The 23,431-nt window shown below is 75.0% G+C and carries 15 protein-coding genes; 7 read left to right on the top strand and 8 right to left on the bottom strand.

Going from position 1 to position 23,431, the window contains the following annotated elements:
- Positions 1-216: 216 nt before the first annotated feature.
- Positions 217-1,887, top strand: coding sequence for a trypsin-like serine protease (locus AMK13_RS40615; protein ID WP_074006507.1), 1,671 nt, complete (start codon positions 217-219; stop codon positions 1,885-1,887).
- A gap of 125 nt (positions 1,888-2,012) precedes the next feature.
- Here the strand turns inward: AMK13_RS40615 and AMK13_RS40620 are convergent, their stop codons facing one another.
- Positions 2,013-2,324: a hypothetical protein gene (locus AMK13_RS40620; protein WP_074006508.1), complete on the bottom strand. Its 312-nt coding sequence runs from the start codon at positions 2,322-2,324 to the stop codon at positions 2,013-2,015.
- 386 nt (positions 2,325-2,710) lie between these two features.
- On the opposite strand from AMK13_RS40620, the gene AMK13_RS40625 reads away from it, so the two are divergent.
- From AMK13_RS40625 to AMK13_RS40650, 6 genes are all read left to right on the top strand, one after another.
- A complete protein-coding gene (locus tag AMK13_RS40625; RefSeq protein ID WP_074006509.1) occupies positions 2,711-4,570 on the top strand; it encodes an ABC transporter transmembrane domain-containing protein in 1,860 nt (619 codons plus the stop codon).
- Positions 4,567-6,330: an ABC transporter ATP-binding protein gene (locus AMK13_RS40630; protein ID WP_074006510.1), complete on the top strand. Its 1,764-nt coding sequence runs from the start codon at positions 4,567-4,569 to the stop codon at positions 6,328-6,330. The genes AMK13_RS40625 and AMK13_RS40630 overlap by 4 nt, the downstream gene beginning before the upstream one ends.
- Before the next feature lie 231 nt (positions 6,331-6,561).
- Complete coding sequence (locus AMK13_RS40635; protein WP_049652929.1) at positions 6,562-7,470, top strand: ABC transporter ATP-binding protein; 909 nt, start codon at positions 6,562-6,564, stop codon at positions 7,468-7,470.
- An 11-nt stretch (positions 7,471-7,481) separates the two neighbouring features.
- Positions 7,482-8,222: an ABC transporter permease gene (locus AMK13_RS40640; RefSeq protein ID WP_049652927.1), complete on the top strand. Its 741-nt coding sequence runs from the start codon at positions 7,482-7,484 to the stop codon at positions 8,220-8,222.
- A gap of 4 nt (positions 8,223-8,226) precedes the next feature.
- Positions 8,227-9,510 (top strand): sensor histidine kinase, encoded by a 1,284-nt coding sequence (locus AMK13_RS40645; protein WP_074006511.1) that lies wholly within the window; start codon positions 8,227-8,229, stop codon positions 9,508-9,510.
- Positions 9,507-10,130 carry a response regulator gene (locus AMK13_RS40650; protein WP_049652923.1) on the top strand — a complete coding sequence of 208 codons (624 nt, stop codon included), beginning with the start codon at positions 9,507-9,509 and terminating at the stop codon, positions 10,128-10,130. Before AMK13_RS40645 ends, AMK13_RS40650 begins: the two co-directional genes overlap by 4 nt.
- 75 nt (positions 10,131-10,205) lie before the next feature.
- Here the strand turns inward: AMK13_RS40650 and AMK13_RS40655 are convergent, their stop codons facing one another.
- From AMK13_RS40655 to AMK13_RS42710, 7 genes are all read right to left on the bottom strand, one after another.
- A complete protein-coding gene (locus AMK13_RS40655; protein ID WP_074006512.1) occupies positions 10,206-11,012 on the bottom strand; it encodes a thioesterase II family protein in 807 nt (268 codons plus the stop codon).
- 10 nt (positions 11,013-11,022) lie between these two features.
- On the bottom strand, positions 11,023-14,169 hold the full coding sequence (locus AMK13_RS40660; protein WP_443333961.1) for a type I polyketide synthase: 3,147 nt from the start codon (positions 14,167-14,169) through the stop codon (positions 11,023-11,025).
- Positions 14,170-14,180: 11 nt separating this feature from the next.
- Positions 14,181-15,332 carry an HAD-IIIC family phosphatase gene (locus AMK13_RS40665; RefSeq protein ID WP_074006514.1) on the bottom strand — a complete coding sequence of 384 codons (1,152 nt, stop codon included), beginning with the start codon at positions 15,330-15,332 and terminating at the stop codon, positions 14,181-14,183.
- 98 nt (positions 15,333-15,430) lie between these two features.
- A complete protein-coding gene (locus tag AMK13_RS40670) occupies positions 15,431-16,594 on the bottom strand; it encodes an acyl-CoA dehydrogenase family protein (RefSeq protein WP_079272972.1) in 1,164 nt (387 codons plus the stop codon).
- Positions 16,591-16,863, bottom strand: coding sequence for a methoxymalonate biosynthesis protein (locus tag AMK13_RS40675; RefSeq protein WP_074006515.1), 273 nt, complete (start codon positions 16,861-16,863; stop codon positions 16,591-16,593). The genes AMK13_RS40670 and AMK13_RS40675 overlap by 4 nt, the downstream gene beginning before the upstream one ends.
- Before the next feature lie 52 nt (positions 16,864-16,915).
- Positions 16,916-17,770: a 3-hydroxyacyl-CoA dehydrogenase family protein gene (locus tag AMK13_RS40680; protein WP_049658117.1), complete on the bottom strand. Its 855-nt coding sequence runs from the start codon at positions 17,768-17,770 to the stop codon at positions 16,916-16,918.
- On the bottom strand, positions 17,763-23,393 hold the full coding sequence (locus AMK13_RS42710) for a type I polyketide synthase (protein ID WP_198959529.1): 5,631 nt from the start codon (positions 23,391-23,393) through the stop codon (positions 17,763-17,765). Before AMK13_RS42710 ends, AMK13_RS40680 begins: the two co-directional genes overlap by 8 nt.
- Between the last annotated feature and the right edge of the window lie 38 nt (positions 23,394-23,431).

A 23,431-nucleotide genomic window follows, 5' to 3' on the forward strand; every position in this document is an offset into this window, starting at 1 on the left:
TCCAACTGCCCGAGGTCTTCGCGATCCAGACCGCAGGTGGCCGCGCGGTCCGGGCCGGCCTCACCACCGGCACCACCCAGCAGACCCTCGACGTCCCCAAGGACGGCTTCAAATCGGTCGGCGAAGGCAACAACGGCGCCTCGACCAGCCTCGTCGAACTGACCGTCACCGGCTGACAGCCACCCACTCATCCACCTCTCACATCCGGGAACGCATATGTCTCGCAACTCCTCGCCCCGCAACCTGCGGGCGGGCGCCCTGGCCACCGTCCTCGCCGCCGGCGCCCTGACCACCCTCGCCACGCCCCCGGCCGGCGCCGTGGTCGGCGACGCGGCCGCCAACGGCACCTACGCCTACACCGCGCTCCTGACGATCGGCGACAACCTGCGGGCCTGCACCGGCACGCTGGTCGACCGCAGCTGGGTGCTCACCGCCGCCTCCTGCTTCTCCGACGACCCGGCGCAGCCGCAGGCGCTGGCGGCGGGTGCGCCGAAGTGGAAGACCACCGCGACCATCGGCCGCACCGATCTGACGACCGGTGCCGGAAAGACCGCCGAGATCTCCGAGCTGGTGCCGCGTGCCGACCGTGACCTGGTGATGGCGCGTCTGGCCACGCCGGTGGACGGTATAGCCCCGCTGCGGGTCGCCACCGCCGCGCCCGCCGCCGGGCAGACCCTGCGGGTGCCCGGGTACGGGCGCACCAAGGACGAGTGGGCGCCGCTGAAGCTGCACAGCGGTGCGTTCTCGCTGGACACGGTGAGCGCGACCGGGATCGGCACCACCGGTGCGGGCGGTGCGGCGGTCTGCAAGGGCGACACCGGCGCCCCCGTGGTCCGCGAGGTCAACGGCAAGGCCGAACTGGTCGCGGTGGCCTCCCGCTCCTGGCAGGGTGGCTGCCTGGGCGTGCCCGCCACCGAGACCCGCACCGGCGCCTTCAACTCCCGTGTCGACAACATCGCCGGCTGGGTGCAGCAGGTGCGGGCGAAGGCCATCGGTTGGAAGACCCAGGCCCTGGTGCGCAGCGACGCCAACCTGTATCTGGCGTCGCGTCTGTACGACGGTTCGTGGACGCCGTACGAGGATGTTCAGGCGGCGGCGGGGAACATCGGCGGTGTGCGGGCGGTCTCCTCGGCCGGTATCAACGGTGACACCCACGTCATCGCGCTCGGTGGTGACGGGCACCTGCACCACGCCGTGCACAACCTGGACGGCGGCTGGGGCCAGAAGTTCGTCGACATCAACACCACGGTCGCCGACCTCGGCAACATCACCCAGGTCACCATCGCGCCGGTCGGCAACGACCTGCACGTCGTGGTCGTCGCGGACGGCATCCTGTTCCACAGCATGCGGTCCGGCAACGGCCAGTGGAGCTCGTTCAAGGTGGTCACCGAGGTCACCGGTCCGCTCAACGGGATCACCTCCATCTCCGCCGGTGGGGCCGCCGGAGGGGAGCTGCACATCGCCGCCGTGTCGGGCGGGAAGGTCTACCACACCCGCCGCAACGCCGCCGGGAGCTGGTCCCCGTGGGGGTCGGTCGCCGAGGCCGCCGGCGCCACCGCGCCCGTGAGCGCCGTCGCCGTCACCCGCCAGGGCGACGACCTCAACCTCGCCGTGATCGCCAGCGACGGCCAGTACCACACCCTGCGCCACGCCAGCGGCAGCTGGCAGCCGGTCAACTCCCTCGGAAGCGTCCTCGGGAACGTCACCGGCACCGGCATCAGCGCCGCCACCGTCGACACCGACGCCGTCTTCGCCGTCACCACCAACGACAACAAGATCCTGCTGACCAACCGTCACGCCGACGGCAACTGGACCGCCCCCGAGAGCCTCGACCTCACCGCCATCCCCGGCAACCACACCGGCACCGTGATCACCAGCTCCCTCTGACCCCAGGCCTGTCGGTCGGCAGGCCGGCGGGGCACACCTGCTCAGGAGTATGCGAAGCGCCCGGCCGGGAAACCCCGGCCGGGCGCTTCGCGCAGGCGGGTCACCGACGGCCCGCGGTCAGGCGGTCAGGCGGTCAGTGACCGGGCGAGCTCGTCTCCCGCGCCGGTGTTGGAGATCCAGGCACGACTGCCCAGCCTCGGGTCCCAGTCGAGGCGTTCGAGGTCGTCGACGACCAGCTGGACGATCTCCTCCGTCCCCCCGTTCCACGCCTCGAATCCCTCCTCGGCGAGTTCGCCGATCCGGATCGAGCCGTTGCCCACCAGGAAGTGGAGCAGTTCGACGAAGAACGCCTGCCACGGGCGCCCCGCCGCTCCTTCCTTCGCGGCCCAGAGGAGCCGATCGATGGGGACCCAGTCGTCCAGGCCTTCGATCAGCACGTCAGCGAAAACACGGTTCTCAATCACTCGGCAAGTGAACCTTCAAGTCCCGCCCTCTGCCACCGGGGCGCCCGCGTGCCGGTGTCCGACGGACCGTCACACCTCGGTCCGCTGAGGGTGGTCGGGCAGTCCGATTTCCGGACAATCCTCCTCGGCCCGTTCACGTGCGGACTTCTTCGAGTACGGTGGCATCCCGGCAGCTCGGCGGCCGAATGCTCCGGCGGCGCCGGCACGCGGGCGGCGCCGTGACCGCTTCCGGGCGCCACCCCGCCGTCGGTGTGCGGCAGTTCGCGTCCGGGACCGGCCGTCTCCGCCGGAGTCCGACAGGGCAGCGCCGCCAGGACGTCGTCCCGGGACCCGGTGAACCTGCCCAAGGACGGAGCGCGATGACCGACGGACCGGACCTGCCCACGGGTACCCGCCGGGTCCCGTACACCGACCCCGGAACGCCCGACCACCGGAGCCCGCTGCGGTACCTCTGGTGGCTCGTGTCGATGCAGCGCAGGCGGGTGCTGCTCGGCGCGACCTGGGGGAGCCTGTGGATGTGCGCGCTGATGCTGCCGCCGTACCTGATGTCGCGGACGATCGACGACGGGCTGCGCGCGCGGGACACCGGGGCGCTGGTCGGCTGGGTGGCGGTGGTCCTCGCGGTCGGGGCGCTGATCGCGGTCCTCGGCATGCTGCGGCACCGCACGATGACGTTCATCCGGGCCGACGCCGCCTTCCGGACGGTCCAGGCCGTCACCCGCCATGTGAACCGGCTGGGGACGACGCTGCCGCGCCAGGTGTCGGCCGGCGAGCTGACGCACCTCCAGGCCGGTGACACCGGCCGGATCGCCCAGACGCTGACCATCACCGGGCCCGGCGTCGGCGCGGTGCTCGCGTACCTCGCCGCCGCCGTCCTGCTGGTCCGGATCTCCCCCGTCCTGGCCGCGGTGGTCCTGCTCGGCGTCCCGCTGCTGGCCGTGGTCATCGGCCCGCTGATGGGGAGACTGCACGGCGCCGAGGGCCGCTACCGCGAGGAGCAGGGGGCGCTGACCGCCCTGGCCGGCGACCTGGTGGCCGGGCTCGGGGTGCTGAACGGCATCGGCGGCAAGCCGATGTTCGCCGGGCGCTACCGGCAGCGCTCCCGGGCGCTGGTGCCGCTCGGCTACCGGGTGGCCTCGCTCACCAGCTGGGTGCAGGCGGTGGGCGCCTGCCTGCCCGTCGTCTTCCTGGCCGTGGTGACCTGGCTCGGCGCGCGGATGGCGGCGGCCGGAGACATCACGGTCGGCGAACTGGTCGCCGTCTACGGGTACGTGGCGGCCCTCCTGGCACCGGTCTCGTTCTTCGTCGAGGGCGCCGACGACCTCCCGCGCGGCCTCGTCGCCGCCCGCCGCGTCATCGACATCCTGGCGCTGCGGCCCGAGTCCTCCGGCGAGCGCACCCGCACGGCGCCGCCCGACGGTCCGGCGGAGCTGCACGACCCGGAGTCGGGCCTGGTGCTGCGCCCCGGGCAGGTCACGGCCCTGGTCTCCGCACGGGCCGACGAGGCCCGCGCGGTGGTGGACCGGCTGGCCGGCTACACCCCGTCCGGCGCCACCTGGGGCGGCGTCGAGGTCTCCGCGTGGGAGACGGCCGCGCTGCGCCGGCACGTCCTGGTGTCCGACAACGAGTCCTACGTGTTCGGCGGCACCCTGGGCTCCGCGGTGGCGGTCCACGGCGGGCGCACGGCGGCGGAGATCGGGCGCGCGCTGCACGCGGCGGCGGCCGAGGACCTCGTCGGCCTCCTGCCCGGCGGCCTGGACGCACCGCTCCAGGACCGCGGCCGCAACGTCTCGGGCGGCCAGCTCCAGCGGCTGCGGCTGGCCCGGGCCCTGCTCGCCGACCCCGAGGTGCTGCTGCTCGTCGAGCCCACCTCGGCCCTGGACGCGCTCACCGAGGCCGCCGTCGCCGCCCGGCTCGGCGCCTTCCGCGCCGGCCGCACCACCCTGGTCGTCGGCACCTCCCCGCTGGTCCTCGGCCGGGCCGACCGGGTCTGCCACCTCGTGGACGGCAGGGTCCGGGCCGCGGGCACCCACGGCGAACTGCTCGCCACCGAGCCCGCCTACGCGGCACTGGTCCTCCGCGGCGACCCCGACGCCCGCCCGGGCCCCGACGCCCGTCCCGAAGCCGACGCCCGCCCCGAAGCCGACGCCCGCCCCGGCACCGAAGCCCGCCCCGAGGCCGACGCCACCGCAGAGCCCCGGGAAGGAGCATCCCGATGAGCCACGACCACGACGACCCCCACCGGCTCCCCGTCGCCGACCGGGCGACCGTACGGCGGGCCGTCCGGCGCCTGCTCGTCGACGACGGCCGGGCGATGTGCGGGGTCCTCCTCCTCACCTGCCTCGCCGCCCTGGCCGGGGTCGCCGCGCCGTGGTACCTCGGCCGCATCGTCACCCGGGTCGAGAACGGCGAGCTGACGGTCGGCCAGGTCGACGTGCTGGCGGCGGCGGTGCTCGGCTTCGCCCTCGCCCAGCTGCTGCTGACCCGCTTCGCGCGCTACTTCTCGCACCGGTTCGGGGAGCGCGCCCTGGCCCGGCTGCGGGAGGAGGTCGTCGACCGGACGCTGGCGCTGCCCGGCCGGTACGCGGAGCGGGTGGGCACCGGCGACCTGGTGACCCGCTCCTCCCTCGACGTGGGCACGGTGGCCGCCACCCTGCGCAACGCGGCCCCGGACGTCTTCATCGCCGCGGTCCAGGTGCTGTTCGTCCTCGGCGCCGCGTTCCTGCTCGACCCGCTGATCGGGCTGTGCGCGCTGGTGAGCCTGCCGGTCGTCTGGGCGGTGGGCCGCTGGTACCTGCGCCGGGCCCGGGACGCCTACCTCGCCGAGGGCGCCGCCTACGGCGGTGTCGCCGAGGCGCTCAACGCGACCGCCCACGGCGCCCGCACCGTCGAGGCGTTCGGGCTCGGCCCCCGCCAGGACCTCACCGTGGACCGGGCGATCGACACCGCCTACCGGGCCGGCGTGCGCACCCTGTTCCTGCGCACCGTGCTGTTCCCCGTCACCGAGTTCGCCCACGCGCTGCCCACGGCGCTCGTCCTGCTGGTCGGCGGCCTCGGCTACCTCGACGGCGCGGTGGGCCTGGGCACGGTGGTGGCCGGCAGCCTGTACATGTGGCAGCTGGTCGACCCGCTCGACCGCGCCCTCAACTGGATGGAGCAACTGCAGCGCAGCGGCGCCTCGTTCGCCCGCATCAAGGGCGTCGGCCTGGTGTCGGAGGATCCACCGGTGCTCGACCGGCGGCCGTCCGACGACCGGATCGAGGTCCGCGGCGTCCGGTACGCCTACCCGGGCTCGCCGGACGTGCTCAAGGGCATCGACCTGGTGGTCCGCCCGGGCGAGCGGCTCGCGGTCGTCGGCCCGTCCGGCGCCGGGAAGTCCACCCTCGGCCGGCTGCTGTCCGGGGCCGACGCCCCGGACGCGGGACACGTCCGGGTCGGCGGCGTGCCGGTCGCCGACCTGGCGGCGGCGGGCGGCCTGGGCGACCGCATCGTCCTCATCACCCAGCAGCACCACGTGTTCATGGGCACCCTCCGGGACAACATGACCATGGCGGCCCCGGACGCCGGTGACGAGGAGATCCTCGCCGCGCTCGCCCTGGTCGAGGCCGGCTGGGTGCACGACCTGCCGGGCCGGCTGGACTGCGCGCTCGGGGCCGGCGGCGTCGAACTCGACGCGGCGCAGGCCCAGCAGCTCACCCTCGCCCGGGTCCACCTGGCCGACCCCCACACCCTGATCCTCGACGAGGCGACCTCCCTGCTGGACCCGACCACGGCGCGGCAGGCCGAGCGGGCGATGGCCGCCGTGCGCTCGGACCGGACGGTCGTCTCCATCGCCCACCGGCTGCAGACCGCCCACGACGCGGACCGCGTCGCCGTCATGGAGTCCGGCCGCATCGTCGAGCTGGGCACCCATGACGAACTGGTCGCCGCCGGCGGGTCCTACGCGGCGCTGTGGCGGTCGTGGAACGGCGAGGGCTGAACTCCCTCCGGCGGTAACAGGAGGACGGTTCACGGGGGTTCCGCCGGACCGGCCCGCGTGGCACCCTGGAGGATCCGGCGCCCGGGCCCGCTGAGCAGCAGCGGGCCCCGCCGCAGGCCCCGCTGAGCAGCCATCAACCGATCGGTTGATGCCGGGCATCCACCGCCGCCCGCCCCAGGTCTGGCCGTCCAGTCGATCCGGCGGACCGGGGCCGACTGCCAGGCTGATGCCATGGCAATCATCGAGGTGGACAGCCTCGTCAAGCGCTACGGCGACAACTCCGTGCTGAACGGGGTCAGCTTCGCCGTCGAGCAGGGCGAGATCTTCGGCATCCTGGGGCCCAACGGGGCCGGCAAGACCACGACCGTCGAGTGCATCGAGGGGCTGCGCACCCCGGACGGCGGCACCATCAGCGTCTGCGGCATCGACCCGCAGCGCGACACCGGCGAGCTGCGGCAGCTGCTCGGCGCGCAGCTGCAGGAGAGCGAGCTGCCCGACAAGCTCAAGGTCGGCGAGGCGCTGGAGCTGTACAGCTCCTTCTACCGCCAGCCGGCCGACTGGCGCGAGCTGGCCGAGATCCTGAACCTCACCGGCAAGCTCGGCACCCAGTTCCGGCGGCTGTCCGGCGGGCAGAAGCAGCGGCTGTCGATCGCGCTCGCGCTGCTCGGCACCCCGAAGGTGGCGGTGCTCGACGAGCTCACCACCGGCCTCGACCCGCAGGCGCGCCGCGACGTGTGGGGCCTGATCGAGCGCATCCGCGACCGGGGCGTGACGATCCTGCTGGTCACGCACTTCATGGAGGAGGCGGAGCGGCTCTGCGACCGGCTCGCCGTGATCGACACCGGGCGGGTCATCGCGATCGACACCCCGGGCGGCCTGGTGTCGCGGGTCGACAAGGGGCAGCGGATCCGGTTCCGGCCGTCCGGGCCGCTGGACGAGACCCGGCTGACCGCACTGGACGAGGTCACCTCCGTCGAGTGGGCCGGCCCGCAGATCGTCGTGACCGGCCGGGGGGACCTGCTGCTCGCGGTGACCACCCTGCTCGCCGGCCAGCGGATCACCGCACTCGACCTGCGGGTCGAGCAGAACTCGCTGGAGGACGCGTTCGTCGCGCTCACCGGCCGCCCCGTCGAATCCTGAGGAGTCCCACCGTGTCCCCCCTGCTCCGGCTCACCGCCACCGAGACCAAGCTGTTCCTCCGCGAGCCGATCGTCGTGTTCTTCGCGCTCGCGTTCGCCCCGATCCTGCTCGTCGTGCTCGGCCTGATCCCCTCGATGCGGGCGAACAGCCCCGAGCTCGGCAACGTGCGGCCGATCACCCTGTACCTGCCGATCGTCGTGTCGATGGGCATCGCCCTGTTCGCGCTCAGCGGCCTGTCCCAACTGTTCGCCTCGTACCGGGAGAAGGGTGTGCTGCGGCGCATGCGGACCACCCCGGTCAAGCCGGGCGTGATGCTCGGCGCGCAGCTGCTGATGGCCACCGTGCTGTCCGTGGTGACGATGCTGGTCATGCTGACCATCGGCAAGCTGGCGTTCGACGTCGACCTGCCCCGCAAGCTCCCCGCCTACCTGCTCAGCTACCTGCTGGTGGCGCTGGCGATGTTCGCGGTCGGCCTGCTCGTCGCCGCGCTCGCGCCGACCGGCCGGAGCGCCAGCGCGATGGGTTCGCTGGTCTTCTTCCCGCTGGTGTTCTTCGCCGGCCTGTGGCTGCCGCGCGCCAAGATGAACGATGTCCTGCTGACCATCAGCGACTTGACTCCGCTCGGCGCCGGCGTGCAATCATTGCAGGACACCACCGCCGGGCACTGGCCGCAGCTGATCCACCTCGCCGCCATGCTGGGGTGGACGATCGTGGCCGGCGGACTGGCCGCGCGATACTTCCGCTGGGAGTAGTGGGTTGAGCATCGAGGCCGAGCTGCGCGCCGAGTTCGATCACTGGGAGCGTACGAAGATCGCGGCCTTCAAGGCGCTCCCGTACGTCCTCCTGGCGATCAGCACCGTGATCACCCTGCTCCAGCTGGTCTGGCGGGTGCCGATGCACTTCACCCTGGTGATCGGGCTCTCCGCCGCCGCCGCGCTCTGGATGCTCTGCTTCCGCACGCTGCGCCCGGAACGGCGGCAGAACCACCGGCTGATGGGCGTGTACTACACCGGGCTGATGCTGCTGGCCGCCGCCCTGGTGGGCGTCGCGCCCTGGTACGGACTCTTCACCTTCGTCGGCTACCCCCAGGCGTTCGAGTACCTGCGGGGTCGTCGGCGTTACGTCGGCGCCGCCGTCACCGCGATGATCTCGGCGGCGGCGTTCATGGGGGGCGTGGCCGGCATCAACGCCGCCCACATGTGGTGGGCGTGGCTGGCCGTCGGCCTGATCTCCGCGGTGCTGGCCGGGGCGCTGTTCTACTTCGTCGAGATGGCGGACCACCGCAACGACAAGCAGAAGCAGGCCCTCGTCGAGCTGCACGAGGCCAACGCCAAGCTGGAGGCCGCGCTGGCGGAGAACGCCGCCCTCCACGCCCGGCTGATGGTCCAGGCCCGCGAGGCGGGCGTCCTGGACGAACGCCAGCGGATGGCGCGGGAGATCCACGACACCCTGGCCCAGGGGCTGGCCGGCATACTGACCCAGCTCCAGGCCGCCGAGCAGACCCTGGACGAGCCCCCGACGCTGCGCCAGCACCTGGCGAACGCGACGAACCTGGCCCGCGAGAGCCTCGTCGAGGCCCGCCGGACGGTCCACGCGGTGGAGCCGGCGGTGCTCGCCGAGGCCCGGCTCCCGGACGCGATCGGCGACGTGGCCCGGCGCTGGTCGGAGATCAACCACATCGACGCGGTGCTGACCACCACCGGCGACGCCCGGCCGATGCACACCGAGGTCGAGGTGACGCTGCTGCGCACCGCGCAGGAGGCGCTGGCCAACGTGGCCAAGCACGCGCGGGCCGGCCGGGTCGGCCTGACCCTGTCGTACATGGAGGACCTGGTCACCCTCGACGTGCGGGACGACGGCGTGGGCTTCGATCCGAGCGCCAAGCGGGTCAACGGGTCCGCCAGCGGCGGGTTCGGGCTCCTCGGCATGCGCCAGCGGGTGCAGCGGCTCGCCGGGCGGCTGGCCATCGAGTCGGAACCGGGGGGCGGGACGGCGATCTCGGCGGCCGTCCCCGCCATCCCCGCGGGAGGTGCGGAATGATCACCCTGCTGATCGTCGACGATCATCCGGTGGTGCGGGACGGGCTGCGGGGCATGTTCCGGGCCGATCCCCGCTTCGAGGTGCTCGGCGAGGCCGGTGACGGCGCGGAGGCCATCGCCGCCGCGGAGGAGCTGCGACCCGACGTGGTCCTGATGGACCTGCGGATGCCGAGGACCGACGGGGTCACCGCCATCAAGGAGCTGACCAAGCGCGGTGTGCCCTCGCGGGTGCTGGTGCTCACCACGTACGACACGGACAGCGACGTGGTGCCCGCCATCGAGGCCGGCGCCACCGGCTACCTGCTGAAGGACGCGCCGCGGGAGGAGCTGTTCCGCGCGGTGGAGGCCGCCGCGCAGGGGCAGGCGGTGCTCTCCCCCTCGATCGCGACCCGGCTCATGGGCCAGGTCCGACGGCCGGCGCCCGCGCCGCTGTCGGCGCGCGAGCTGGAGATCCTCGAACTGGTCGCCCAGGGGACGACGAACCGCGAGGCCGCGCGGAAGCTCTTCATCAGCGAGGCGACGGTCAAGACCCATCTCCTGCACATGTACGCCAAGCTCGGGGTCAGCGACCGGGCGGCGGCGGTGGCCGCCGGGTTCTCGCACGGCTACCTGACGCCCTGACCTGCGCCCCTGCCGGAGTGCTCCGCGGGTGCCGCCCGGACGGTTCGACCCGTCCGGGCGGCACCCGCGGCCGCGTCACCGTCCGCCGGAGGACGCGCGCGGGGCGTCGACGGCCTCGGCCAGGTGGCCGTCCAGCAGGCCGATGACCCGCGGCATCTCCTCGGTGAGGAAGAAGTGCCCGCCGGGGAAGACCTGGAGGTCGAACCCGCCGGTGGTGTGGGCCCGCCAGTCCTCCGCCTCGGCGACCGAGGTCTTGGGGTCGCGGTCGCCCGTCAGGGAGGTGATCGGGCAGCTGACGACGGCGTCCGCGCCGGCCCGGTAGGTCTCGATGGCGCGGTAGTCGGCGCGCAGCGCCGGCATCGCGGCCGCCATCAGGTCCGGGTCGTCGAGGACGACGGACGAGGACCCGTCCAGGCGGCGGATCTCGTCGGTGATCGCGTCGTCGCCGAGCAGGTGCACCCCCTCGGCCGGGCCCAGCCCGATCGCCGGGCCGCGCCGGCCGGAGACGACCAGGCGGGCGGCGGGCCGGCCTGCGGCCTCGCAGCGGCGGGCCACCTCGAAGGCGACGACGGCGCCCATGCTGTGGCCGAACAGCACCAGGGGCAGTTCGGGCTGCCGGGCCAGCACCTCGTGGATCCGGTCGGCCAGGACGTTCAGGTCGGCGATCGGCTCCTCCCGGCGGCGGTCCTGACGGCCCGGGTACTGGACGGCCAGGACCTCGACGCGGTCGGCGGCGGCCAGCGCGTACGGCACCGGGCGGTAGAACGGGGCGGTGCCCCCCGCGTGCGGGAAGCACACCAGGCGGGCGGCGGGCGCCTCCGTCCTCCGGTAGCAGCGCAGCCAGAGGTCGTCGTCGGCGGTGGGGTCGGGTCGGGCGGACATGGTTCTCCGTTCAGTGATCACGGTCGGGGCCGAGCTCGGCCTCGATGAGGGCGAGGAGTTCGTCGTCGGTGGTGTCGGACAGCGCGTCCGCGCCGGTCCCCCGGCCGGGCCCGGCAGCGGACCCGCCGCCGGTCCGGCCGACCAGCGACTCCAGCCGGGCCAGCGCCCGTTCCCGCGCCGCCGGGTCCTCGGCGGCGGCGAGCAGCGCTTCGAGGGCGTCGAGCGCGGCGGGCAGCGGATCGGGGTTCAGGGCGGTGTGCAGGTGGGACGCCAGGACGGCGGGTGACGGGTGGTCGTACACCAGGCCCGGCGGGAGCGCGAGGCCGGTGGCGGACGCGAGGCGGTTGCGCAGCTCGACGGCCAGGACGGAACCGAGGCCCTGGGACTTGAAGGTGCGGGTCGGGTGCACGCCCCCGGCGCCGTCATGGCCGAGGACGGCCGCGGCGTGGGCGCGGACCAGGTCCAGTACGGCGCGCTCGGTGCCCAGCGCCGCGGGGGTCACGGCGGCCGGGGCCGGAGCGCCGGCGTCCGGGTCGGGACGTGCCGGGGCCTGCTGCCCGGCGGCCAGCCAGTGGCGGGTGCGCTGGAAGGCGTACGTGGGCAGGTCCACGGTGCGGCCGGCCGCCGGCAGCACCGTGCCCCAGTCGACGGGCACCCCCCGGACGTGGGCCTCGGCCAGCGAGGCCAGCAGGCGGTCCGGGCCGCCGTCCTCGCGCCGCAGGGTGCCGACGGCCGCCTCGGCGGCGATGCCGCCGACCAGCAGCGGGTGCGGGGACACCTCGACGAAGGCGCCGTGGCCGGCGGCGGTGAGCACCCCGACGGCCCGGTCGAACTCGACGGTCTCGCGCAGGCTCGCGTACCAGTACTCCGGGCCCGCCTCGGGGCCGGCCAGCCACTCCCCGGTCAGCGCGGAGACCATCGGGACCAGGGCCGGGCCCGGCTCGATCCCCTTCAGGACGGCGAGCACCTCCTCGCGCAGCTCGTCCACGTGGGCGCTGTGCGAGGCGTAGTCGACGGGGATCAGCCGGGTGCGCACCGCCTCACCGTACGCGTCCGCCAACTCCCGCAGGGCGTCGGGCTCACCGGAGACCACCGTCGCCGAGGGGCCGTTGACGGCCGCGACCGAAAGCCGCTCCCCGAACGGCGCGATCCGCTCCCGGACGGCGTCCACCGCGTCGGCGACGGAGAGCATCCCGCCGCGCCCGGCCAGCGCCGTCAGCGCCCGGCTGCGCAGGGCCACCACCTGGGCGGCGTCGTCGAGGGAGAGGATTCCCGCGACGGCGGCCGCCGCGATCTCGCCCTGGGAGTGGCCCACCACCGCGTCGGGAGCGACACCGGCCGCCTGCCACACGGCGGCCAGCGAGACCATCACCGCCCAGAGCGCCGGCTGCACGACGTCAGCGGCCTCGAAACCGTGAAGGCCCGCCAGCACATCGTCCAACTGCCAGTCCACGTACGGCGCGAGGGCCTCGGCGCACTCCGCCAGCCGCGCCGCGAACACCGGAGAGGCCTCCGCCAGCTCACGGCCCATCCCCACCCACTGGCCGCCCTGGCCGGGGAAGACGAACACCGTCCGCCCGGGGCCCTCGGGGCCGACCGCTCCGGTGACGACGGCGGCGGAGGGGCGGCCGGCCGCGAGGTCCGCCAGGGCGTCCAGCGGCCGCGGGCCGAGCAGGACGGCGCGGTGGTCGAGCGCCGCCCGCGTCGTGGCGAGGGACCGGGCGACCTCCCCGGCCGACGCCTCCGGCCGGGCCGCCAGGTGCTCCCGCAACCGCTCGGCCTGCGCGGCCAGCGCGGCGGGCGTCCGGGCGGAGAGCAGCCAGACGGGGTCGGCGCCGTCCACCACGGACGCGGCGGGCGGGGACGCAGTGGTTGCGGCGGGAGCCGGTTCGGCGGGGGCGGCCTCCAGGACGACATGGGCGTTGGTGCCGCCGATGCCGAAGCCCGACACTCCCGCGCGGGGCGGGTGCGCGGTCTCCGGCCACGGGGTCGGCTCCGTCAGCAGCCGCACCGCGCCGTCCCCCCAGTCGACGGCCGGGGTGGGCTCGGTGATGTGCAGCGACTCGGGGAGCGTGCGGTGCCGCAGGGCGAGGACCGTCTTGATGACACCCGCGACGCCCGCCGCCGCGAGGGTGTGGCCGAGGTTGGACTTCACCGAGCCGACCAGCAGCGGGCGTCCGTGCGCCCGGTCCCGGCCGTAGGCGGCGAGCAGGGCCCCCGCCTCGACCCGGTCGCCCAGCCGGGTACCGGTGCCGTGCGCCTCGACGGCGTCGATGTCCGCGGGGGCCAGCTCCGCGTCGGCGAGCGCGGCGTGGATGACCGCGCGCTGGGCCTCGCCGTTCGGGGCCGTCAGGCTGTGGCTGGCGCCGTCGGAGTTGACGGCCGAGCCGCGGACCACCGCCAGCACCCGGTGGCCCAGGCGCCGCGCCCGCTCCAGCCGTTCCAGCACGAGCACGCCGGCCCCCTCGGACCAGGCCACGCCGTCCGCGTCCGCGGAGAAGGGCTTGCAGCGGGCGTCCGGGGCCAGGCCGCCCAGCGCGCTGAACGCGACGTGGTAGCCGGGCGTCGTCATCACCGTCACCCCGCCGGCCAGCGCCAGTTCGCACTCGCCGCCGCGCAGCCCCTCGACGGCGAGGTGCAGCGCCACCAGCGAGCTGGAGGCCGAGGTGTCGACGGTGAGGACGGGGCCGTTGAGGCCGAGGGTGTGGGCCAGCCGCCCGCTGATGACGCTCGGGGCGGTGCCGGTGAACAGCACGCCGGCGAGGTCGGCGGGCGCCTCGTGCAGCGGGGGCCCGTACGGCCGGGCCTCGGCGCCGAGGAACACCCCGGTGCGGGAGCCCCGCAGGGTGGTCGGGTCGATGCGGGCGTGCTCCAGGGCCTCCCAGCCCACCTCCAGGGCGAGCCGCTGCTGCGGGTCCATGGCGTCGGCCTCGCGCGGGGAGAGGTCGAAGAACGCGGCGTCGAAGCGGGTCGCGCTGTCGAGGAACCCGCCGCGGTCGGTGGCGCAGCGCCCGTCGCGGCGCAGCGCGTCGAGGTCCCAGCCGCGGTCGGCGGGGAAGGGGCCCGCGACGGTGCGGCGGTCGACGAGGGCCTGCCACAGGTCCTCGGGCGAGTCGATGCCGCCGGGGTAGCGGCAGGCCATGCCGATGACGGCCAGGGGCTCGGCGGTCATGCGCCGGCTCCGCCCGTGGAACCCGCGGAACCCGTGGAGGCCACGGGGCCGAGGGCGGGGGCCTCGACGCGCACGGTGGTGGGGGCCGGACGGCGGTCCGCCACCAGGTGCCGGAACTCGATGCCCGCACGCCCGGAGCCGGCCGCCCCGGCATCGGCGTCGGCATCGGCAGAGCGCAGTTCGGCGAGGCAGTCGCACGCCGCGTCGGTGAAGCCGGCGAACCGGTAGGCGATCTCCATCATCCGGTTGCGGTCGGTGCGGCGGAAGTCGGCGGCCAGGTGGACCCCGGCCGCCGCCGCCTCGCCGATCAGCCAGTCCAGCAGGACGGCGCCCGCGCCGAAGGACACCACCCGGCAGGAGGTGGCCAGCAGCTTCAGGTGCCAGACCCGCTCGTGGTAGCCGACGAGCAGCACGCCGACGGCGCCGTGCGGGCCGAAGCGGTCGGTGAGGGAGACGGTGAGGACCTCGTGCTCCGGATCGGCGATCAGGGCCCGCAGGTCGGCGTCGGAGTAGTAGACGCCGGTGGCGTTCATCTGGCTGGTGCGGAGGGTGAGTTCCTCGACCCGGGAGAGGTCGGCGTCGTCGGCCCGCTTGATCTCCATGACCAGGTCCAGCGAGCGGAGGAAGGCCTCGTCGGGGCCGGTGAACTCCTCGCGCTCGGCGGTCCGGCGGAAGCCCGCCTGGTACATGCTGCGGCGGCGGGCGGCGTCGACGGTGACGACGGCCGGGCTGAACTCGGGGAGGCCGGTCAGCTCCGCGGCCAGCGCGGCGTCGAAGCAGCGGACCTCGGGGTGGTGGTGGGCGACCTCGGCGCGCTCGGCCGGCTGGTCGTCGATGAAGGCGACCGTCTTCAGGGCGAAGTTCAGCCCGTCCGCGATCTCCTTGACCGACCGGGACTTGGGATGCCAGCCGATCCGCGGCAGGACGAAGTACTCGGCGACGCCGAGGGCCTCCAGCTGCTGCCAGGCGTGGTCGTGGTCGTTCTTGCTGGCCACGGCCTGGAGGATGCCCCGGGCGTCGAGTTCGACGATGGTGCGGCGGATCTCCTCGGGCAGCACCACCTCGTGGTCCTCCAGGAGGGTGCCCCGCCACAGGGTGTTGTCCAGGTCCCAGACCAGGCACTTGACGAGGGTGGGTGCGTCGGACACGGGGCGCTCCTTCGATTTCCGTTCGTTGCCGTGTTCGTGGTGCGTGTGGTGCGTTCAGTGCTCGTGGTACGTCGTGCCGGTGCGGGGCGGCGGGCGGCTCAGAGCCGGTCGAGGGCGTGCCGGGCGAGGATCAACTGCGAGATCTCGGTGCTGCCTTCGATCAGTTCCATCGCCTTGGCGTCCCGGTAGGCCCGGGCCACCACGTGGCCGTCGGTGAAGCCCCGCGAGGCGAGCACCTGGACGGCCGTCGCGGCGCCGCGGGTCGCGTGGGTGGCGGCGACCTGCTTGGCCAGCACCGCCGTCACCGCCGCGTCCGGGGCGGTGCGGTCCCACTGCTCGGCGGCGTGCCGGCAGACCTGGGTGGCGATCCGCTCCGAGGTGTAGAGCTCGGCGATGTGCCGGGCCACCAGCTGGTGCTCGCCGATCGGGCCGCCGCCCTGCTCGCGGGTGCGGGCGTCCCCGACGGCGGCCGTGAGGCAGGCGCGCAGGATGCCGACGCAGCCCCAGGCCACCGACATCCGGCCGTAGGACAGGCCGACCGTGAACAGCAGCGCGAGCGGCTGGCGCCCGCCGCCGAGCACGGCGTCGGCCGGGATCCGGACGTCGTCGAGCACGATGCGGCAGTGCGTGGCGGCGCGGCAGCCGAGCGGGGCCGCGACGGGCTCGATGCGGACGCCGGGCGCGTCCGTCGGCACCATCGCGGCGGCGCCGTCCGGACCGTCGCCGTAGCGGCCGACGACCATGACGAGGTCGGCGTAGGCGGCCCCGGTGATCCACATCTTCTCGCCGGAGACGATCAGGTCGCCGCTGCCGTCCTCGGCCGGACGGATGCGGGTGGTCATGCCGCTGAGGTCGGAGCCCGCGCCCGGCTCGCTGAAGCCCACGCAGGCGAGCCGGCCGCTCGTCAGCTGCCCGAGGTAGCGCCGGCGCTGCTCGCGGTCGCCGAAGCGGCGGACGACCGCCGCGGCGATCCCCTGGACCGTCATCACGCTGCGCAGCGAGCTGCACAGGGCGCCGACGTGGGCGGTGAGTTCGCCGTTCTCCTGGCCGGTGCGGCCGGGCCCGCCGAAGCGGGCCGGCACCTCGGCGCACAGCACGCCCATCGCGCCGAGCTCGCGCAGCAGCTCGACGGGGATCCGGCCGGCCGCGTCCCAGGCGGCCGGCCCGTCGCCGACCAGGGCGTCGATCGCCGCGGTGTCGAAGCCCGTCCCGCCCGTACCCGTGGCGCCCGCACGGGCCGTACCCGTGGCCCCGCCGCTCATGCGTCCCCGGTCCCGCGCAGGCGCAGCACCATGGCCGCCATGGCGCGGATGCTGCGGAAGTTGTCCCGGTTCAGCTCGGCGCCGACGATCTCGATGTCGTACTCGTCCTCCAGGAACACCACCAGTTCCATGGCGAACATCGAGGAGATCGCGCCGGTGGCGAAGAGGTCCTGCTCGACCTCGGGTTCGGCGCCGGTGTGTCCGACGAGGAAGGCGCTCAGCGCCTGCTCGACGGCGGTCGTCCCGGCAGCGGCGTTCGCGGTGGTCATGTGTCCGTACCTTTCGTAGTTCCGTGCTGGCCGTTCGGGGGGAGCCCGGTGCTCAGCCGTACGTGTAGAAGCCCCGGCCGGACTTGCGGCCGTGGTGCCCGTCGCGGACCTTCCGGAGCATCAGCTCGCAGGGGTCGCACTCGGGGTCGCCGGTGCGCTCGTGCAGGACCCGCAGGGAGTCGACGAGGTTGTCGATGCCGATCAGGTCGGCGGTGCGCAGCGGTCCGGTGGTGTGGCCGAGGCAGCCTTCCAGCAGCCCGTCCACCGTCTCGGCGGAGGCGACGCCCTCCTGGACGAGCATCGCCGCCCGGTTGATCAGCGGGTGCAGCAGCCGGTTGACGACGAAGCCCGGTGCGTCGTTGACCACCAGCGCCGTGCGGCCGAGCGCGGTCAGCAGCGAGGTGACGGCGGTCATCGTGGCGTCGCCGGTGGCCCGGCCGCGGATCACCTCGACCATGGTGATCAGGTAGGCGGGGTTCATGAAGTGCACGCCGACGAGTTCGTCGCCGCGCGCCACCCAGCCCGCCATCTCGTCGATGGGGATGCACGAGGTGTTGGAGATCAGCAGGGTGCCGGGGGCGACCAGCCCGGAGACCTCGGTCAGCACCTCGCGCTTGACCTCGGCGACCTCCACGACGGCCTCGACGACGGCGGTCGCGTCGGCGATGTCGGCCGGCGCGGTGGTGGTGGCCAGCGTGCCGTGGGCGCGGCCCGCGGGGAGGGCCTCCAGCAGCTGGGCGTGCTTCAGCTTGCGGCGGATCGCCGTCCGGGCCGTGGCCAGGGTCGGCTCGTCGACGTCGACGAGGGTGACGTCCACGCCGTGGCCGAGGGCGAGGGCGGCGATGTTGGTGCCCATGACGCCGCCGCCGATGACGGCGAGGCGGTGCTGTTCGTGACGGTCAGTCATCGTGTCCCTCCCGGGTGGTGGTGAAGTGCTCGTCGAGCCAGGAGTCGACGGCCCGCGCGGTGGTCCCGGCGTGGGCGCCGATCATGGTGAAGTGGTCGCCCGGAACGGTCACCGGGGTGAGGTCGCCGGAGAGGTCCCACGGGAGGCGGACGGCGCCGTCCCCGCCCTCGGGGCCGCCCGGCTCGCCGCCGTGGCGGAGCAGCAGGGTCGGCAGGTCCGCGGTGTACGGGACGTGGCCGCGCCAGTCCTGGACGTAGTAGTGGGCGAGCGCGGTCAGCCAGTCGTCCCCGCCGATGCCGCCCGCGTCGACGCCCCCGGGGTTGCCCAGGAGCACGTCGGCCGGCAGGGTGCCGATGATCTCGTCGGGGGCACCGGCCGACTGCGGGGCGAAGCTGTCCAGCAGCACCAGCGCGGCGGGGCCCCGGCCCAGTTCGGCGAGGCGGGCGGCGAGGGCCTGCGCGACCAGCCCGCCGGAGGAGTAGCCGACGAGGACGAACGGGCCGGCCTCCGGGGCGGTCTCCGGGGCGGCGAGCACTGTCCGGACGCACAGGTCGAGCAGCGCGTCCGGGTCGGCGGCCAGCGGCTCCCCCGCCGTGTAGCCGGGGATCACCGCGGAGAGGACGTGCCGGGGGCGGCACAGGCCCTGCACCACCCGGACGAACTCCTGGGCGTCGCCCGCGCCGAACGACGGCAGGCAGACGAGCGTCGGCCCGACCGTGTCCGCGGACCGGCGGGTGAGCGGGACCAGGGGCGGGACGCCCGCCAGCTCGTCCGCACCGGCGAAGCGGGGCCGGAACCGGGCCAGCCCGGCGATCATCCGTACGGCGTCGGCCCCCTGGCCGAGGCTGTTCGCCCGCAGGTACAGGGCGGCCAGCGTCTCGGCGGCCGGTGTCCCGGCGGCTCCGGCCCGCTCCGTGCCGTCCGTGGATTCCGGCGCGGCGGCCAGCGCGAAGCGGGGCGCGGCCCGCTGCGGTCCGCCGTCCTGGCGCACCGGTCCGTCGGCGAGCCGCTCCCGCAGGTACGCGGCCGTCAGGGCGGGGGTCGGGTGGTCGAAGACCAGCGGACCGCTCAGCCGCAGACCGGTGGCCCCGGCGAGCCGCTTGCGCAGCTCCAGCGCGCTCAGCGAGGTGAACCCCTGCTCCAGGAACGTGGCGTCCGGGTCGACGGCCGCCGCGTCCGGGTGGCCGAGCGCGGCGGCGGCGTGCTCCCGGACCAGCTCCAGCAGGACCGCCTCCCGCTCCCGCGCCGACCGCGCCCCGCCGAGCCGGGCGGACAGCCGGACGGCGGCGGACGACCGCCGCGCACCGGCGCCCTCGTCGCCCGCGAACCCGTCCCCGTCCTCGTCCCCCTGCTCCAGGACCCGGAGGGCGTCGGGAAGCGCGGACAGCAGCGGGCTCGGCCGGTGCAGCGTGTACAGCGGCACGAACCGCGCCCAGTCGACGTCGGCGACGACGAGCAGCGTCTCGTCGTCGTCCAGCGCCTGGGCGAGGCCCTCGATGCCGCGCTCGGGAGCCATCGTCCGCAGCCCGTAGGCGCTCAGCTGCTCGCCCGCCTCCCCCGCGCCCATGCCGCCGCCGCCCCACAGGCCCCAGGCCACCGAGGTGGCCGCCAGCCCGGCCGCGCGCCGCCGCTCGGCCAGGGCGTCCAGCGCCGCGTTGGCGGCGCCGTACCCGGCCAGCAGCCCGCTGCCCCAGGTGGCGGCGCCGGAGGAGAACAGCACGAAGGCGTCCAGCTCCAGTCCTCGCTCGGCCGACAGCTCGTGCAGGTGCAGGGCGCCACCGACCTTCACCTCGGAGACCTCCTGCAGCCCGGCGTCGGTCAGCGCGGCGACCGGCGCCCCGTGGCCGGTGCCCGCCGAGTGCACCACCGCCGACAGCGCGGGGCCGGTGGCGGCGACGCGGTCCAGCAGCGCGCCGACCGCGGGCCGCTCGGCGACGTCACAGGCGACCACCTCGACGGCGCTGCCGAGGGCCGCCAGTCCGGCCGCCAGCTCGGGCACCCCGGGCGCGGCCGGGCCGGAGCGGCCGGCCAGCACCACGCGCGGGGTGCCGCGCTCGGCCAACAGCCGGGCCGTCCGGCCGCCGATCAGGCCCGTACCGCCGGTGACCAGCGCCGTCCCGGCGGTCCGCCACGGCTCGGCGGGTCCAGCTTCCGGGCGCGGGGCGCGCACCAGGCGGCGCGCGAACGCCCCCGTGCCGCGCAACGCGACCTGGTCCTCGCCCTCCGGTCCCGCGGCGAGCAGCCCGGCCAGGCGGTCCCCGACCGAGGCGTCGAACCCGACCGGGGCGTCGGACCCGGCCGACGCGTCCGACCCGGCCGGGAGGTCGACCAGGCCGCCCCACTGCTTGGCCTGCTCCAGACCCGCCGTCTGCCCCCACGCCCACACCTGGGCCTGCGCCAGACTGGGCACCTCGCCCGGCAGCGCCGCCACCGCGCCGCGGGTCAGCACCCACAGCGGCACCACCGACCCCGCGTCGAGCAGCGCCTGCAGCAGCGCGCTGGAGGCCGCCAGACCGGCGGGCACCCGGGGCCGACCGGGCAGCGGCGTCTCGTCCAGCGCCAGCAGGGACACCACACCGGCGAACTCGCCGACGCCGCGCAGGACATCACCGAGGGTCCCGCGATCGGCGGCGCCGGTCTCCAGCACCCGGACCTCGACGCCACTGGCCCGCAGCGCGCCGGCCACCTCGGCGGCCGTCCCGGCCCCGGCCGGGCCGGCGACCACGAGCCACGTGCCGGACGGCACCGAGGCCGCCGGTGCCGCACCCGACGGCCCGTCGAGGGGCTGCCACTCGACGCGGTACCGCCAGCCGGCCACCGCGTCCCGGGCCACCGGCTCCGGGAACACCGGCCAGTAGCGGCGGTACTGGAAGGCGTAGGTCGGCAGGTCGACGGTGCCGCTCCCGGTCCCGGCGGGCAGCAGGGCGGTCCAGTCCACGGGCAGGCCGCGGACGTACGCCTGGGCCAGCGAGAGCAGGAGGCGCCCGGCGCCGCCGTCGTCGCGGCGCAGGGTGTCGGCCACGACCGGGCCGTACGACTCCAGGCTGTCCGCGATGGCCGGGGCCAGCACCGGGTGCGGGGACACCTCGACGAAGGCGCCGTGGCCGGTTCCGGCGAGGGTGTGCACGGCCCGGTCGAACTCGACGGTCTCGCGCAGGCTGGCGTACCAGTAGTCCGGCACCAGTTCCGGCCCGGAGAGCGTGGCGCCGGTGCTGGAGGAGACCATCGGAATCCGCCCCTCGCGGGGGGCGATGCCCTGGAGGGCGGCGAGGATCTCCTCACGCAGCTCGTCCACGTGGGCGCTGTGCGAGGCGTAGTCGACCGGAATCATCCGGGCACGCGGCGAATCCCCGCAGGCGTCGGCGAGTTCACGCAGCGCGTCGGCGTCACCGGAAACCACCGTCGCCGACGGACCGTTCACCGCCGCGATGGAAAGGCGGGAACCGTACGGAGCGATCCGCGCCCGCACACCCGCCACCGGCTCGGCGATCGACAGCATCCCGCCACGACCTGCCAGCGCCTTCAGAGTCCGGCTGCGCAGAGCGACAACCTTCGCCGCGTCCTCCAGCGAGAGGATCCCGGCCACGGCCGCCGCCGCGATCTCACCCTGGGAGTGGCCCACCACCGCGTCGGGAACGACACCGGCCGCCTCCCAGACCGCAGCCAGCGAGACCATCACCGCCCACAGCGCCGGCTGCACCACATCGGCGGCCTCGAAACCGTGCCGACCGGCCAGCACATCGTCCAACTGCCAGTCCACGTACGGCGCGAGAGCCGCGGCACACTCCGCCAGCCGCGCCGCGAACACCGGCGACGAAGCGGCCAGCTCGCGCCCCATCCCGACCCACTGACTGCCCTGCCCCGGGAAGACGAACACCGTCCGCCCGACCCCGGCCGACGGCACCTCGCCCGTCAGCACCCCGGCCCCGGGCCGGTCCGCGGCCACGGCCTCCAGTTTCGCCGCCAGCTCGGCACGGTCGGCGCCCAGCACCACCGCCCGCCGCTTGAACGCCGTCCGCGTGGTGGCGAGCGACCGGGCCACCTCCGGCAGCGGCAGCTCGGGGCGCGCCAGGAGGTGGTCCCGCAGCCGCCGCGCCTGGTCCGCCAAGGCCTCCTCGGACCGTCCGGAGACGGTGACCGGGAGCACGGCGGGCTCCGCGACCAGCACCGGCGGCGCGGCGGGCGTCGACACCGCGGCCGGCTCCGGCGTCCCGTCCGACTCCGGCGCGGCCGGCCCTCCGGCGGGCGCCTCCTCCAGGATCACGTGCGCGTTGGTGCCGCTGATCCCGAAGGCCGAAACGCCCGCCCGACGCGGCTGTTCGCCCGCCGGCCACGCCACGCGCTCCTGGAGCAGGCTCACGTGCCCCGCCGACCAGTCGACGTGCGGGGTCGGCTCCGCCGCGTGCAGCGTCGCCGGCAGCTCCTCGTGCCGCAGCGCCAGCACCATCTTGATCACACCGGCGATGCCGGCCGCCTGCTGGGCGTGCCCGATGTTCGACTTCACCGACCCCAGCCAGAGCGGCCGTTCGGCCGGATGCCCCTGCCCGTACGTCGCCAGCAGCGCCTGCGCCTCGATCGGGTCGCCCAGTGTGGTGCCGGTGCCGTGCGCCTCGACGACGTCCACGTCCCCCGTCGCCAGCCGGGCGTTGGCCAGCGCCGCGCGGATCACGCGTTGCTGAGCGGGGCCGTTGGGCGCGGACAGGCCGTTGGAGGCGCCGTCCTGGTTGACGGCGCTCCCCCGGACCACGGCCAGCACCCGGTGCCCGTTGCGCCGGGCGTCCGACAGCCGCTCCAGCACCACCACACCCGCGCCCTCGGCGAGGCCCATGCCGTCCGCGCCCGCCCCGAAGGCCTTGCAACGGCCGTCCCGGGCAAGGGCGTTCTGCTGCGAGAAGCCCACGAACTCGCCCGGGCTGACGATCACGGTCACCCCGCCGGCCAGCGCCAGCGTGCACTCCCCCGCCCGCAGCGACTGCACGGCGAGGTGCAGCGCGACCAGCGAGGAGGAGCAGGCGGTGTCCACCGACACCGCCGGCCCGGTCAGGCCCAGCGTGTACGACACCCGGCCGGACAGCACGCTCATCGCCGTCCCGGTGATCAGGTGCGCCTCCGAGCCCGAGAGGTCGCCGCCGGCGGTCGCGTACCCGGAGGGCGCGGCGCCCGCGAACACGCCGGTGGCCGACTCGCGCAGGCTCGCCGGGTCGATCCCGGCCCGCTCGACCGCCTCCCAGGCCGTCTCCAGCAGCAGCCGCTGCTGCGGGTCCATCGCCAGCGCCTCGCGCGGACTGATCCCGAAGAACCCGCCGTCGAAGTCCGCGGCCCCGGAGACGAACCCGGCCTGGACGGTGCTGCTCGTGCCGTCCGCACCCGGGGCGGCGTCGAAGAGCGCGCCGAGGTCCCAGCCACGGTCGGTGGGGAACCCGCCGACCGCGTCCCCGCCCGCCACCAGGAGGTCCCACAGGTCCTCGGGGGTGCGCACACCGCCCGGGTAGCGGCAGGCCATCCCGACGATCGCGATCGGCTCCCGCTCCCGCTCGGTCACCTCGCGCAGCCGGGCCCGCGTGGTGCGGAGCTTGGCGGTGGTCTGCTTGAGGAAATCGAGCAGTTTCTCTTCGTTCTGCATGGTGCTGTCGCTCACATTCGACCTCGTTCGGGAGGAGT

Origin of the sequence: Streptomyces sp. CB02056 (genome assembly GCF_001905545.1) — a bacterium.
In the GTDB taxonomy this organism is placed as follows: Bacteria; Actinomycetota; Actinomycetes; order Streptomycetales; family Streptomycetaceae; genus Kitasatospora.